General features: G+C 55.6%; 11 protein-coding genes. 8 read left to right on the forward strand and 3 right to left on the reverse strand.

Going from position 1 to position 14,347, the window contains the following annotated elements; genetic code table 11:
- Nucleotides 1-313 precede the first annotated feature (313 nt).
- Nucleotides 314-2,158, forward strand: a complete 1,845-nt coding sequence (locus GEI7407_RS10055) for a GAF domain-containing protein (protein ID WP_190274124.1) — start codon at nt 314-316, stop codon at nt 2,156-2,158.
- Here GEI7407_RS10055 and GEI7407_RS10060 read toward each other — a convergent pair.
- Complete coding sequence (locus GEI7407_RS10060) at nt 2,127-2,324, reverse strand: hypothetical protein (protein WP_015172046.1); 198 nt, start codon at nt 2,322-2,324, stop codon at nt 2,127-2,129. The genes GEI7407_RS10055 and GEI7407_RS10060 overlap by 32 nt on opposite strands.
- 277 nt (nt 2,325-2,601) lie before the next feature.
- On the opposite strand from GEI7407_RS10060, the gene GEI7407_RS10065 reads away from it, so the two are divergent.
- On the forward strand, nt 2,602-3,174 hold the full coding sequence (locus tag GEI7407_RS10065) for a pyridoxamine 5'-phosphate oxidase family protein (protein WP_015172047.1): 573 nt from the start codon (nt 2,602-2,604) through the stop codon (nt 3,172-3,174).
- Between the two features lie 127 nt (nt 3,175-3,301).
- On the forward strand, nt 3,302-3,895 hold the full coding sequence (locus GEI7407_RS10070) for a hypothetical protein (RefSeq protein WP_015172048.1): 594 nt from the start codon (nt 3,302-3,304) through the stop codon (nt 3,893-3,895).
- 291 nt (nt 3,896-4,186) lie between these two features.
- Here the strand turns inward: GEI7407_RS10070 and GEI7407_RS10075 are convergent, their stop codons facing one another.
- Together GEI7407_RS10075 and GEI7407_RS10080 are read right to left on the reverse strand one after the other, a co-directional pair.
- Nucleotides 4,187-7,183, reverse strand: a complete 2,997-nt coding sequence (locus GEI7407_RS10075) for a cation-transporting P-type ATPase (protein ID WP_015172049.1) — start codon at nt 7,181-7,183, stop codon at nt 4,187-4,189.
- A 210-nt stretch (nt 7,184-7,393) separates the two neighbouring features.
- Nucleotides 7,394-9,040: a glycosyltransferase family 39 protein gene (locus GEI7407_RS10080; RefSeq protein WP_015172050.1), complete on the reverse strand. Its 1,647-nt coding sequence runs from the start codon at nt 9,038-9,040 to the stop codon at nt 7,394-7,396.
- A 628-nt stretch (nt 9,041-9,668) separates the two neighbouring features.
- Here GEI7407_RS10080 and GEI7407_RS10085 point away from each other — a divergent pair.
- The 5 genes from GEI7407_RS10085 (at nt 9,669) to GEI7407_RS10105 (ending at nt 14,346) form a co-directional block, all read left to right on the forward strand.
- The gene (locus GEI7407_RS10085) at nt 9,669-10,793 is read left to right on the forward strand and encodes a diguanylate cyclase (RefSeq protein ID WP_015172051.1); all 1,125 of its coding nucleotides are present in this window, start codon (nt 9,669-9,671) and stop codon (nt 10,791-10,793) included.
- Between the two features lie 372 nt (nt 10,794-11,165).
- Nucleotides 11,166-12,860: a bifunctional diguanylate cyclase/phosphodiesterase gene (locus GEI7407_RS10090; protein ID WP_015172052.1), complete on the forward strand. Its 1,695-nt coding sequence runs from the start codon at nt 11,166-11,168 to the stop codon at nt 12,858-12,860.
- A gap of 199 nt (nt 12,861-13,059) precedes the next feature.
- On the forward strand, nt 13,060-13,362 hold the full coding sequence (locus tag GEI7407_RS10095; RefSeq protein WP_015172053.1) for a type II toxin-antitoxin system HigB family toxin: 303 nt from the start codon (nt 13,060-13,062) through the stop codon (nt 13,360-13,362).
- 78 nt (nt 13,363-13,440) lie between these two features.
- Nucleotides 13,441-13,848 (forward strand): type II toxin-antitoxin system HigA family antitoxin, encoded by a 408-nt coding sequence (locus GEI7407_RS10100; protein WP_015172054.1) that lies wholly within the window; start codon nt 13,441-13,443, stop codon nt 13,846-13,848.
- Between the two features lie 168 nt (nt 13,849-14,016).
- Nucleotides 14,017-14,346 carry a hypothetical protein gene (locus tag GEI7407_RS10105; RefSeq protein WP_015172055.1) on the forward strand — a complete coding sequence of 110 codons (330 nt, stop codon included), beginning with the start codon at nt 14,017-14,019 and terminating at the stop codon, nt 14,344-14,346.
- The last annotated feature ends 1 nt before the right edge of the window (nt 14,347 follow it).

The raw sequence follows: 14,347 nt of genomic DNA on the forward strand, positions 1-14,347 counted from the left end.
GGTAACGATCGCTTTTTGCTCAGTGTCAAGATTTTTTCTTTTTTTAATTATTTTCTGTCCAGATCAAGAAAGGTTTTTCACGAATTTTGCGAACACCAGTCATAGGAAGCCGTTCAGTCTTTCGGCCCCATAGAAGCGAAAAATCTCTGACGATCGCTTTTGGCAAACAAACGCTCTGTCTGAGACATTTTTAGGACTAATACCAGGTTGAGGAATGGCCATGGCGAATTTTCTGTTTGATAATTTTAATATCCCTCAGCGGGATAGATCTCAAACAGCGATCGCCTCCAAGAGTCGTCTGGACGCTAACCTTATGCAGGGCTCAGAATACAACCTCTTCGAGCCTGCGCTTCAGGCGGCCCTCCAGCGAGAGCAATCCCTCAACTGGCTGCTCAAAATGATTCACGCGTCGCTCGATCCAGCGACGATCGTCACCACCGCCGTGTGCGAAACGGCCCAGCTCCTGGCGGCAGACCAAGTCCTGATCCTGCAAGGCCTGCCCTCCCAGGCTTGGCAACTCATCAAGAGCTGGGCACCGGTCAGCGAGCCCGAGCACCAGGCGATCGCCGAGGTCCTCAGCTCACCGGATTTGGCGATCGCCGTAGAGCGCTCTCAGTCGATTCAGCTGTGCGGCCTGGAGGCGACAGAGGGCTTTGCGGTAGGCCCGACCTACTTGCTCGTGCCCCTCACCTACCAGCTGGCGGCCTGGGGCGTGCTGGTCCTGATGCGGGTCCAGGGAAACCGCTGGCGCGAGAGCGAGGTGCAGTTTCTAGAGACTGTGGCCGATCAGGTGGCGATCGCCCTCCACCAGGCGGAAATGCACCAGCAAATCCAGCAGATCAACGCTCAGCTCGAAGCCGAGATCCAAACGCGCACCGCAGAGCTGCAATCGGCCCTCGACTGCGAGACGCTGCTCAAGCAGATCACCGATCGCGTCCGCGACTCCCTCGATGAACACGACATTCTGCAAACCACCGTCGAGGCGCTGGGGCAGTCTCTGGGCCTCGACTGCTGCGACACGGTCCTCTACGACGCCCAGCGGCTCACTTCGGTCATCGACTACGAGTACACCCGGCCCGGCATCCCGTCGCGCCAGGGCCAAGCGCTGCCTCTGGGCGATCGCCCCGAAATCTATGAGCAGCTCTGGGCGGGCCAGACCTTTGCGTTTTGTCAGATCGCCTCTAGCAGCATTCGCAATCACTCAGCGATTTTGGCCTGCCCGATTGTGGACGGCACCAAGATTTTTGGGGATTTGTGGCTGTTTCGGCCCACTCAGTCGACCTACAGCGATCTCGAAATTCGCCTGGTCAAGCAGGTTGCCAATCAGTGCGCGATCGCCATTCGCCAGGCCCAGCTCTATCAAAGCGCCCAGGGCCAAGTCCAGGCCCTAGAAGCCCTCAATGGCCTCAAAGACGACTTTCTGAGCACCATCTCCCACGAGCTGCGCACGCCGATTTCCAACGTGAAGATGGCGGTGGAGATGATGGCGCTGATTCTCGATCAGTACCCTGCGCTGGCTGAGCTGACCCTGGATGTCCACACGACTCCCCTGGGGCAGTACCTCAAAATTGTCCAGCAGGAGTGCGATCACGAGCTGCACTTGGTCGAGGACCTGCTGGAGCTGCAGCACCTGGACGCCGGCACGCGCCCCTTGGCCCTCTCCCAGGTGAACTTGGCGGACTGGCTGCCCCACGTTCTCGAGGACTTCGAGGCACAGACCCAGCGCAAAGGGCAGCGGCTGCAAATCCAGGTGGCAGAGACGCTGACGCACTTTACAACAGACGCGTTTGGCCTGAGCCGGATTCTGCGGGAGCTGATGACCAATGCCTGCAAGTACACGCCAGCGGGTGGACAGATTCGCGTGAAGGCAGACTGGGTTGATGGCTATCTCCAAATCGAAGTCAGCAATTCGGGCGCTGAGATCTCTCCAGACTCCCTCAGCTCGATTTTTGACAAGTTTTATCGGGTGCCCAATGGAGATCCGTGGCGACACAGCGGGATGGGGCTCGGATTGGCGCTGGTCAAGGGATTGACGGAGTATTTGGGAGGCTCGATCGGGGTCAAAAGCGATCGCAGCAGCACCTGCTTTACGCTGCGTCTCCCCTGCGGGGCGATCGCCGATTTCTCTATGCGGGACGAATCTTTTGCAGATCGCTGACCGCAACGCCCACCAGACAGCGTCCTTCGGGATTGATGCAGATGGCGCGTCTTTGTACCCTGTCGGTGGCAACAATGGTTAAAGGACCGCCATAGTCTGCTTTGATCTTCGGATCTGGGCCGACGTAGCGCACAGCGTCGCCAGCGATCAGGTCTTCTACGACCATAGGATTGTCTGAAGGGCAGGGTCTTTTGCGATGGAGTCGCCCGGTCATAGGCCCAGAGAGGCGCGATCGCGGCTCTGGCAGCTGAAGGCGAAATGGGGACTAGCCATGAAGAGGGTCAATGCAGTATTTCCCCATTGAACAAGCCAACGCTAAATGTCAGGGAAATTTAACTCAATCTTTTTAGAAGTTTGGGCAAGTTTGCATCTATTTACAGCGGGAAATACCTTGCGATCGCCCCAAAAAATTGGGCAAGATGCGATCGCCCGATCAAAGCACGATGTTGTTTGTCCCTGCCAAAATGATGGAACCCGCAGCGCTCGGCAATGCCTGGACCAGCACCCTCGAAAGCCGCAGCCCCGAGGCGATCGCCCAAGCACGCCGCCTGCTCGACGTGACGCGCTACTGCTCCCTTTCAACTTGCTCATCTGCGGGAGAGCCGTGGGCATCGCCGCTGCTGTTTGCCTATGACCGGCGCTGGCAGATCTACTGGAGCTCAGCCGTGGTGGCTCAGCACTCCCAAAACATCTATCAGACCGGCAAAGCGGCGATCGCCATCTACGCGTCTGGGGTGCCCCAGGCCGCTGTCGAAGGGCTCTATCTCTCGGGAAGCGCGCAAGAGCTAGAGCGCGATCGCGCTGCCGAAGTCGCGGCTCTCTTCGATCAGCGATCGCCTAGGCCCACGCCGCGATCGCCCAAGGATTACCAAGATCCGTCTCCCCGCCGGTTCTACCAGTTTTCGCCCGAAGCGGTCTGGATCACGGGCGATCGCCTGCTGTACCAAGACCAGCTCATCGACACCAAAATTCGCCTTGATTTAGAGAGTTTGATCGCGGCTTTCGAGGCTGAATAATTCCCGAAACGGCGCTCTAATGGGTTGAATCTAGTCTGTGGGCCTTTTGCCCCTGATAAGCTTGCGAATGCAATCGTGATTGAAGTAGCGATCGCTCACAACGTTCAACCCACTGGAGAATCAAAACATGCGACGCCAAACAGTCGCCCTCGGAGCCAGCCTCGGTTGCGTCTTTGCCGTGCTGGGTATCCTCTTCAGCAGCCAACAACCAACGCCTCAGACCACCGCCCGGGCCGATAGCCAACCGGCAGCGTCAGCGCTCACGCCCGCGCAGCAGCAGTTGCTCGAAGCCTCCGGCCTTGCGATCGCCCTTCCGACCTATGTCCCGCGGGGATTTGTCCTTGAGAAGGTCATAACAGAAGCCAGTCGTCAAGCCAGAGTCGGCGGGGTTAGCTACGCCCTGCTTTATCGATACTACGATAGCAGCACCGATCAGGATTTTTGCTTCGCGATCGAAGCAACCAACGGCGGCATCGGCGGTATCCCCACGGGTGAAGAGAGCTTTGCCATTGACTCTCCCACTTTCGGTGAGAGCACCCTAGAGTATGGCATCTACGGCGCAGCCCAGGGGCCAACCTATATCTCTAACTGGCTGGGCGAAGAAACAGGGCCTTTTTATCGCTTTGTGGGGGCTGATGTCCTGCCGAGCCTCTCTCGCTGTGAAAATATCCCTGCTCAAACGGCTATCCAAGTGTTGGAGTCGCTCACTTACCAAAATTAGGCAGCTCAAAATTAGGCCGTAGAGATAGCCAGGATCATCAGGCATTCAGGCTTTTGGGCGTTGAGAAGAGATTTGTATGGCTGCTGGGCGATCGCCTAGGAGCCATACAAGCCTTTCTATTCAGGATTAGACCGTGGACCGTCATCGAGAAAATATATTTCTCTCTATAGCGAATCTCTCTGCGAGTGTCTCTTTTGCTTTGAATGGACGTCTTGCTTGCTCAATTTCTCACCTGGTTGGTGAGAGATTCCTTAGATCTAGATTTGCACTCATGAGTCTCTGGATCAGCCACTACGCAGCCGGTTGCTGACTGACAAGGCGGTGGGCGCGACGCTGACGGAGCCTGACCCATCGCTTGCGCAGCTCCTCCGGAAGGAAAACCAGGGGTGGGCACACCAGCAGCAGCAGCCACTGCCAGGGAGCGAGCGGCGCTACTGCAAACACCTCTTGCAGAAATGGAACGCTGATGATGAGAAGAATCAGGAGCCACTCAGCGCCGATCCCGAGCCAGATCAGCGAATTGGAAAAGAAGCCGATCGCCAGAGCGGGTGCACGCTCGGAGCGACAGGCAAAGACATTACCCACTTGGCTGGCAACGATGCTGGCCAGGGAAAGCGTCGTTGCCTGGACATAAATAGCGGTCACGGTGGGATCCGCCGTATGGGCCAAGATCGCTGGGGTCACCGCTCGCAGATCGGCCAAATCATACCCGTAGCTGCGCCACACCACCAGGAAAGCAGCCATGCCCAAAATGGCCTCGATCACGCCCAAAAAGCCATAGGCGCGCAGCAGCAGCGATCGATCGAGGAGGGGTTTATCTTTGGGGCGGGGGGGCTGGTGCATGGTGCCCGCTTCGGCGGTCTCGGAGCCCAAAGCCAGGGCGGGCAGCATGTCTGTGCCAAGGTCGATGGCGAGGATCTGCATGATGATCAGGGCAGGGGGAATCTTGAGGGCGACCATGGCCAGGAAGGGCACCACCTCCGGCAAATTGGAGGCCAGGATATAGGTCATGAACTTGCGGATGTTTTGATAGATCGCCCGCCCCTGCTCCACCGCCACCACGATGGTGGCGAAGTTGTCGTCGGTGAGCACGATGTCGGCGGCCTCTCGGGCAACGTCGGTGCCATTCATGCCCATGGCAATGCCGATATTGGCCGATCGCAGGGCAGGAGCATCATTGACGCCGTCACCAGTCACAGCCACAATGTCGCCCATATCTTTGTAGGCCTGGACGAGGCGCAGCTTGTGCTCGGGGGACATGCGGGCAAACACGAGCCCCGTCCGGTATTTCAGGATTTGGCGGAGCTGGGCGTCGGAGAGGTGCCCCATGCCTTCGCCAGTGACCACCCGCACCCGCTGATCGATCAGGCCGATCTGGCGGGCGATCGCCTCCGCAGTGAGGCCATAGTCGCCGGTCACCATGGTGACCTTGATGCCTGCTTGGTGGCACTGGGCGATCGCCCCTGGCACCTCCGGACGCGGCGGATCAAACATCGCCACCAAGCCGATCAAGACCAGGCCTTGCTCGAGATCTTGAGCCCGCATATCCAGCAGATCCGGTCCTCCCTTGCGGGCAGCCACGCCCAGCACCCGAAATCCCTGGCGCGCCAGATCGTCGTTTGCCATCACCACATCCTGCCAATCTTCTTGGGTCAGCTCCTGCACCTCGCCATTGCGCAAAATCTCTTGGCAGTGGCGCAGCACCTCCAGGGGAGCCCCCTTGGTAAAGGCCAGCAGGGGAAATTCGCTGGGCCACAAGGACGACGCCTGCCAGTCCAGCACCACGGTCATCATTCGCCGCCGCGAGTCAAAGGGCACCTCGCGCCGCCGCGGAAACTGCTGTTGCAGCGTCTCCAGATTGAGGCCCGCCTTAGCGGCGGCCACCAGCAGCGCGGCCTCGGTCGGATCGCCGATTTCTTGCCAGCGGCTGGGCGTTTGCAGGTGGACCAGGCGCGCATTGGAGCACAGCGCTGCCCCCGTCAGCAGCAGATGCATTTTCCAGGGGTCCGCGAACTGGGGCGGCAGGACGACTTGGCCCACAGTAGGGTCATACCCTGCGCCGGTCACCTCCAGCAAGGTCGCGATCGCGCTGGTTGCAGCTGACGGCCTAGGGCCATTTGGGGCCGCGGCCCCAGGATCGCCCTTTGTCTCCCCAGAGACAGGGGGCGACGTCTGGGACGGCAGCCAGAGGTAGCGCACCGTCATTTCGTTTTTGGTCAGGGTGCCGGTTTTGTCGGTGCAGATCACCGTGGTGGCGCTCAGGGTCTCCACCGCCGACAGACGGCGCACGAGGGCGTTGCGGTGGGCCATGCGCTGCACGCCGAGGGCCAGAGCCAGGGTCACCGTAGGCAGCAGCCCCTCCGGAACGAGGGCCACAATGATGCCGATAGCAAAGATAAAACTTTCCCTCACGTCCATGCCCACCAGAAGCGAGGTGAGCAAAAAGACGATCACGCCCATACCAACGGCGATCGCCGTGATCAGGCGGACAATCTGAGCAATCTGCACCTCAAGGGTGCTGGGCTCTCGCTTCACCACAGCGGTCAGGTGGGCAACCTGGCCAAATTCCGTTTGGGCACCCGTGGCATAGACCACAGCCACCCCGCGCCCGGCGGCGACCGTCGAACCAGCCAGGACCAGGTTGGCGATTTCTGCTGGGTTGACGCGCTCCTGGAGGGGCTGCTCGCCCGGTCGCAGGAGGGTTTTGCCGCCCCGGATCGGGACGGCCTGGCGCAGGCGCACCGGATAGGCGCTGCGGGCCACGGGCAGCGACTCCCCGGTCATGACCGAGATGTCCACGTACATGCTCTCGGAGGAAATTAGCCGCGCATCGGCCGAAATGCGATCGCCCTCTTCGAGCTGCATCACATCCCCACGCACCAGCTCTCGGGCGGGGATTTGCTTGAGCTCTCCATCCCGAAAAACTTTCACCTGCATGGGCAGCACTTTTTTGAGGGCGGCCAAGGCCCGTTCTGCTTGGAACTCCTGCCAAAAGCTGAAAACGGCGTTAATCCAAATCACGGCCCAGATGGCCCAGCCCAGTTCTGGCGTCCGCGAAATAAAGGCTAGTATCCCGGCGACCCACAGTAGCAGGGCCATGAAGTGGGTGAGCTGGTCGGTGAAGCGCAGCCACAGCGGTCGATGGGCGGGCTCGGGCAGCTCATTGGCACCAAACTGGTCAAATCTGCGGGCGGCTTCGCACTCGGCGAGCCCCTCTGAGGCACTCCCCAGGGAGTCGTACACTTCGTCAACGCTCAATGCCCAGACGGGTTGATGAAACGACACCATAAGCCCGACCTTGCGCTGTAAAAGGTTACTTTCCTTTGTCGCATGTTTCGCCCAAAACGGCGTCTCCTCCTAAACAAACCTTCGCTTTACGGCACGGTTTGCGGCCTAGAGGCGATCGCCCTCTTGCAGCCAAATCAGTTTAGACCCGCAATCAGCCCTAAGTTTTGAGCGCGCGGCCTGGTGGTCTGAGGGGCGATCGCCCAGGACACCTCAGGCGCTGGCAGGCGTTTGGGTACTGCCATCCTGGCCCGATGGAACGACCAACCGCAGCAGCCACGGCGTTTCGGTTGGCTCTAGAGAGACATTCGGCAGCTGGGAGAGGGCAGCCTGCAAGCCATCGGAGGGTTGGTAGAGAAAGATATCTTTCGCCTCTAGCGGGAGCTGCAGCTGGGCTGGATCCTGCACCAGCTGTAGTTGCGCCTGGGGCTCCAGGAGATAGGCGAGGGAAAAGACTTTTTCGATCGGGCTGTCGCTAATCACGAGAGGGCGATCGCTGCGGTTGACGATCGCGGCCACTTCAGGATTTCGCTTGGTTTTCGAGGGTCCTTTGTTCCACCAGATCACTTGCTGGGAGCTGATCAGGCAGGAAGCCACTCCCGCCACAACTAGAAACGCCACACCGCGCCGCCACCCAGCTTGCTGACGGAGAGATAGAGAGAGATCGGTGAGTTTTTGGGTGAGGCAGTAGGCGACGGCTAGCTGAATCCCCAGATAGCAGGGAATCGGGTAGCGGGCGATCGCCGATCGCTGGCCCCCGAGCAAAAGATCTGACAAAATCAGCGCCGATCCTGTCGTGCCAATCAGGGTGAGAACCAGGAGCCAAACCCGTTTGGGCGTGTGGTGACAGAGAAAGACAAGACTATAAATTGCTAAGGCTGCGGCGCCGTAGGTGAGCGGGTTAAACCAGCTGGGACCTTGGTTAACGTCATAAAAAAGACGGCTCAGATTCAGCAGCCAAGTCTCTACAAGGGCCGATTGAACCTGGTTGAGATGAGCAACGTTATTTCGCAGGGTATCGAGACGGCTCGCCACCACCCAGAGCCAGGGAGAGAAGAGACCGAGAGCCAGAGCCGCCGCGCCCAGGTATTGCCAGAGAAGCTGCTTGGGGCGATCGCCCACGAGTCCCACATAGAGCCCCTGGCCCACCAGCACCAGTCCCGAAAAGAGAAAAGAGTAGAGCCCCAGAGCAGCCGCGATCCCATAGGTGAACCAGCTCTCGAGAGATGGGCGTCGCAGGGCTCGCAAAAGCGCCGCGCAGGACAAAAGGGTCGTCAAAATATAGAGGCTGTAGCCACGGGCTTCTTGGGCATAGAGAACGTGGAAGGGCGACACGGCCACCAGGGCGATCGCCGTCCAGGCGACCCGAGTCCGCCCAAAGAGCTCCAAGCAGAGCCAGTACAGGGTCGGAAAGACCAGCAGGCTGAGCAGCCCGGACAGACTGCGAATCCAGGCGATCGCCCCCTGGACCTGCTGACGAAAAATTTCCGGTGTGGTGGACTGCGGCGTCTCCGTCCCCTGGACCCACAGGCGCGCCATTCCGTAGTACAAGGGAGTGTGCTCGGGGCTGCCCAGCAGGGCACGCAGCGTATCATCCCAGCCGCGCTCTGGCTGGGGATGCTGGTAGCGCTGGAGATCCACCGGCGTCAGGCGATCGCCGTCATAAATCTCTTGCACCACTTCCGAGGCGCTGTAGCCCGAAATCCGCAGGGAGGTAAACACCTCGTCTCCCCAGTAGACCTTGTGATCTAGGTTGAAAAACCGAAAAAAGACGCCCAAAATTAGCAGTCCTAAAACGATCTGCTTCCAGCGAGGCAGCCTCTGTACCCTTGGGTGCAGCCCTACCAGACGCTCCAACATCGCTTTCACAGCAAGCTCTCTCCCTAGATCACCTCATGGTCTCTAGCATTTTTGCATCTTCTGCCGATCGCCATCGGCTCATGGATGCGCAGGTATTGATGAGTGTTTCGACGGAAAAAAGACGATCGACCTTTAGGGAAATAGCCCAATTTTTAGGGTGAAATAAAGCCCTAATTCTGCGGATTTTGCCGAATTTTTGAGATGACTGATCCCAAAGGGCGATCGCCATTTTTAGGGTTTTAACTATGGCCCAAACAAGCCATCATCCCTGCAAGTCAAACTGCGGCAGCGCCACGCGGGTCAGAAAGCAAAGAAATCGTCTCTCAAGGTTCGCGATCGCCAGTCTGCCGAAGAGTCCCCTTGATTTTGTCATCAAATCCAGACAAAATTTAAGAATATAAGAGAATAATCTAAAAAACTAACGTAACCACAAGGAACAGATCCATGAACTTGACAAAATTTTTCAGGGATTGAAGGAGATTTCACGGAATGGTTTTTAGGGTCTTTAGATTATGATGAAAAATCAAATACTTTAGGCTAAAAAATTTATTTTTCCCAAAAATTCAAAAATACAGGAAAAATTTTCCCTGTTGCCTTAGGACCAAGGCTACCCCATTTCCTCGGTGCCATGCTAAACCCTTCGCCAGAGAACCATCCCTCCCAATCGACTCCCGGCTCGGGGGCGATACTGCCCGTAGAGCGCTTGGTGCAAACGATTCAAGACTTATCTTTGGCGCGGAGTTTAGAGCAAATCATGGCGGTGGTGCGCCAATCGGTTCGCGAGCTGCTGCAAGCAGACGGCACAACCTTCATTTTGCGAGACGGCAATCAGTGTTTCTATGCGGACGAAGATGCGATCGCCCCCTTGTGGAAAGGGCTCCGCTTTCCGATCAACACCTGCATCGGCGGCTGGGTCATGGATCAGCGCCAGTCCGTGGCGATCGAGGAGATCCAGGGAGACGAGCGGATTCCCTACGAGGCCTACCGGCAAACCTTTGTCAAGAGCCTGGCGATGGTGCCGATTCGGACGCTGCAGCCCATCGGGGCGATCGGGGCCTACTGGGCAGAACTGCACCTAGCGACGGCCGCTGAAATGAAGCTGCTTCAGGCGATCGCCGATACCACTGCCGTCGCGATGGAAAGCGTGGAGCTCTATCAGGCCCTGGAGCAGCGGGTACGCGATCGCACCCTAGAACTAGAGCTAGCCAATCAAAAGCTCGTCGCCGAAATCCAAGAGCGCGTCAAAGCCGAGGAAGCCGTGCGGCGTCTCTCTCTCACCGATGAGCTGACCAGTTTATACAATCGCCGGGGCTTTTTCTTGCTAGCAGAGCAGCAGCTCCGCCTCTCCCGGCGCATGAATGCAGAGTCCTATCTCCTCTTTGCCGACTTGGATGGCCTAAAAGGCATCAATGATACTTTTGGCCATGATGCAGGCGATCGCGCCATCATTCAGGCAGCGAACATTCTGCGCCATACCTTCCAAGAAGCAGACATCATAGCCCGCTTGGGCGGAGATGAGTTTGCAGTCTTGGTGACAAGTTCGCTGGGCAGTGCAGATGCCATCCAGAGCCGTCTCACCGAAGAGACCCACAAATCTAATCAAAATTCCCCAGCCCCTTATTCAATCTCTATAAGTATTGGAATCGAGGCTTGTCATCTCATCCAAAACGCTTCCCTCGAAGATCTCGTGACGCGAGCTGATGCCGCCATGTACCTCCGAAAGCGCGATCGCAAAGAAGTCAGTCACCGCTAAAAAGCTACAAACCAAAAAGCTCTAGATAGGTCTCTAGATCCAGATCGAGAGGAGCGCCTTTCCAAAGTCAAAGAATCTTGAAAATTGGCCATTTATTAGTCATTTGAGCTGGGATCAAGCAGCACCAGAATCTAGCTTCATCCAGGCTTTAATGTACTCACAAAAACTTAACTTATGTATAAATCCTAACGAAGCCATCATCGGTATACTGAAAAAATCTCTCGACCAGCATTAAACCAAAGCATTCATCTTGAATGACGAGTTGTGGTCAAACAACACCTGCTGAGCGATTCATTTCGGCAGGCAAGGGATGCTCGGGGCAAGCCTAGTCAGAAGAGGTAATTTTTATAAACTTCTACAAAACTTGGATAAATGTCTGATCAACTTGGTCTTTACCGTTTCTTAGCCCGTTTCAAAGTCTTTAAGCGAAGCTATATCGCCAAAGTGATGGCAGTTGCTTTTTTGGGGACCCATGTCCCCCTTTTAGTTCTGCTTTTGAGCTTTATCCTCTCTCCCGGCATGGCCTTGGGAATGACGCTACGGGTATTGCTGATTACTCTATTAGCAACGTTGGCGGGCACCGTTGCGACTCTCCTTGCGCTGCATCATCTTCTGCGGCCCGTCACCCTGACCTCAAAAGAACTCCAAAACTATCTCCGCTCCCAGCAACTGCCAGATTTACCCACTGAATTTGCAGACGAGGTTGGCACCTTGATGGCCAATACCTCGCAGACGCTGCGCAAGCTCGATGAGCTGATTCACTATATCCAGAACTACGACGATCTGACAGGACTCCCCAACCGGGAGCTTTTGCGCGATCGCGTTGCCCAGGCCTGCTTAGCAGAGACCGCTCCCCCGCGCCTAGTCGCTGTTCTTCTCATTGGCATCAACGACTTCGTAGAAGTGAGCCACGCTTGGGACCCAGAAACCGCATCGCTGCTGATTCGCAGCATTGCCCAGCGCCTCGAAAACACTGTCTACCCAAACAACATTGTGGCGCGGCTAGAAGGAGATGAATTTGCGATCGCCCTCATCGATATTCCTTCTTTTGAAAATGTCATTAAACTAGCCCAGCTGCTGCTCAGTACCTTGGCAAAGCCCTTTTCAATCCACGGCAACGGAATTCACGTCACCGCCGGAATTGGAATTACCCTCGAGCATCTGAGCGATCGCAATGGGATTGATCTACTGTTGCAGCAGGCCCATATGGCCCTGCATACCGCCAAGCAGCAGGGCCGGAGCCGCTATCAGTTCTACTCTCCCGAAATCACGGCGCAGCTCCAAGAGCGAATGCTCCTAGAAAATGAACTCTACGGTGCCCTCGATCGCCAAGAAATGCGGGTACACTATCAACCACTAATCGACCTGCAAACTGGAGAAATTCGCGCCGTCGAGGCTCTAGTACGCTGGCAGCATCCGACCTTTGGTCTTGTGTCTCCAGGCAAATTTATTCCCATCGCCGAGGCCAATGGCTTCATTATTCCGCTGGGAGAGTGGATCTTGCGGACTGCCTGCGCCCAAAACAAAGCGTGGCAGAGCGCTGGATTGCCCCCCATTCGTCTTTCCGTAAACCTGTCAGCACGCCAGTTCGAGCAGGCCGACTTGGTCGATCGGGTTCGGGAAACTCTTCAAGAAACCCAGCTAGACCCCGTCCATCTCGAATTAGAGGTTACCGAAAGCGCTCTCATGAATGATATGGGCCGCTCTATCAATACATTGAATGATCTGCGTAATCTAGGCATTTCCCTTGCGCTGGATGACTTTGGGACGGGCTACTCTTCGCTGAACTATCTCAAGCAGTTCCCGGTAAATATGCTCAAGATCGATCGCTCCTTTATCCACGACATCATCTCCAATCCAGATAGCGCAGCAGTCACCAACGCCATCATTGCCCTAGCCCAAAACCTAAATTTGGGCATCACAGCAGAAGGCATTGAAGATGAAGGACAGCTTACCTATCTAAAGACGCGGGGATGCCACGAGGGACAAGGGTTCTACTTTAGCCGCCCAGTCCCCCCAGAGGCGATCGCCCCCATGCTCACCCAAGCACTCCAGCCCTCTTCCTAAGCCATCTTCAAACAGAGGGCCTACAGCGGCGCTGTATTTTTCCAAAATTGCAGGCAAGTTCGCAATTTGCTAAGCTTTAAATAGATCGGACTAAGAGTTAGTCATGAGTAACGAGTGACCCAGGTATCTTCCCTGTCGAGTTACTGGACGTTCTATCTCTTTTGGAGATTTGGTATGTTCTGCATCTTCCTAAGTCGCAATGCACATTATTACTCGCTCTCGCCTTGTAGAGTTTTGGGAGAAGCATCCTGATGCAAAGACCAGTTTACTCCTCTGGTATAAGTTAACGATTTCGAGTACTTGGCTAAGCCTTGTAGAAGTGCGCAAAGTTTTTCCTGCTGCCGATCAGGTTGGAAATTTTACGGTTTTCAACATAGGAGGCAATAAGTACCGGCTGATTGCTTTTGTCGATTACACATATCAAAAAGTTTTCATTCGATATATCCTGACTCACTCAGAATATGACAGGGATACTTGGAAGAAAGACGATTGGTATAATTGAGTTAATCACACAGCTTTCTATCTTAATTAATTCAAGTTTTTATTGGGTCTTCGTCATTACGGAAGCTAAACATAAACTATGTTTACCACTGAACCAAACAGTTACATAGAGCTTTTACAAAAATTCCCGCCGCGCCCGATCAAATCAGAGGCAGAGTTCCTCGCAACGCAGGAAATGATAGACACTTTGCTTGATTCTGGACAGATCACTCCAGAGCAACAAGAATATATTAATTTGCTAGGTATTCTTGTCCATGAATACGAGGAAAAGCATGTATCTATTCCAGATTTGAGCGGTGTTGAGCTGCTAGCAGCGCTCATTGAAGAATTGAACCTTAAACAGAAGGATTTGGTTCCAATCTTTAAAACTGAGTCAATTGTTTCCGCGATTCTCCATGGTCAGCGAAAATTTACCGTGGAGCATATTGAAAAACTGGCTAGTTTTTTCAATATTTCTCCATCCGCTTTTTTTGATCGATCAGTGTAGTGCTTCACTCTGCCAAGTAGGGCGAAAATGTCTAGCAGGATGAATACTCAGCATCGATGTGAAAAAGCATGCAATGGAGAAGTAAAGATTTATTGACTAGATCTAGAAAATAACAAGGGCAGCAGTTGTGATACTATCCAGCCAAGCTTGTCATTGCGCAATGAATTGATGACTGATTCGCCCCATCCTCAGGAGCTCACCATTAAGGCTCCTCCTGACTACGAAATGCGTCTCCTGCGGGCTTTGTCCTACTTTTTGGGCCGAAAAGTAGAAGCGCAGGCTGTAGCTTGTTTATCAATGTATCTGCGCCAGAGTGAGGGACGGATTTTGTCCCAGGTGCGCTACTACGCCCATCGCCTCCAGATGCATGAGTATGATCTGCTGGATCTGATTACAGAGGATCCGGCGGCGGTTGATCGACTGCTGCAAGCGACAGACAAAGTCCATCACCCTGAGGATGGGCCAGATATCTTTGAGCCGACGGATTCAGCCCAGTAGC

It is taken from the genome of Geitlerinema sp. PCC 7407 (genome assembly GCF_000317045.1).
Lineage (GTDB): Bacteria > Cyanobacteriota > Cyanobacteriia > PCC-7407 > PCC-7407 > PCC-7407.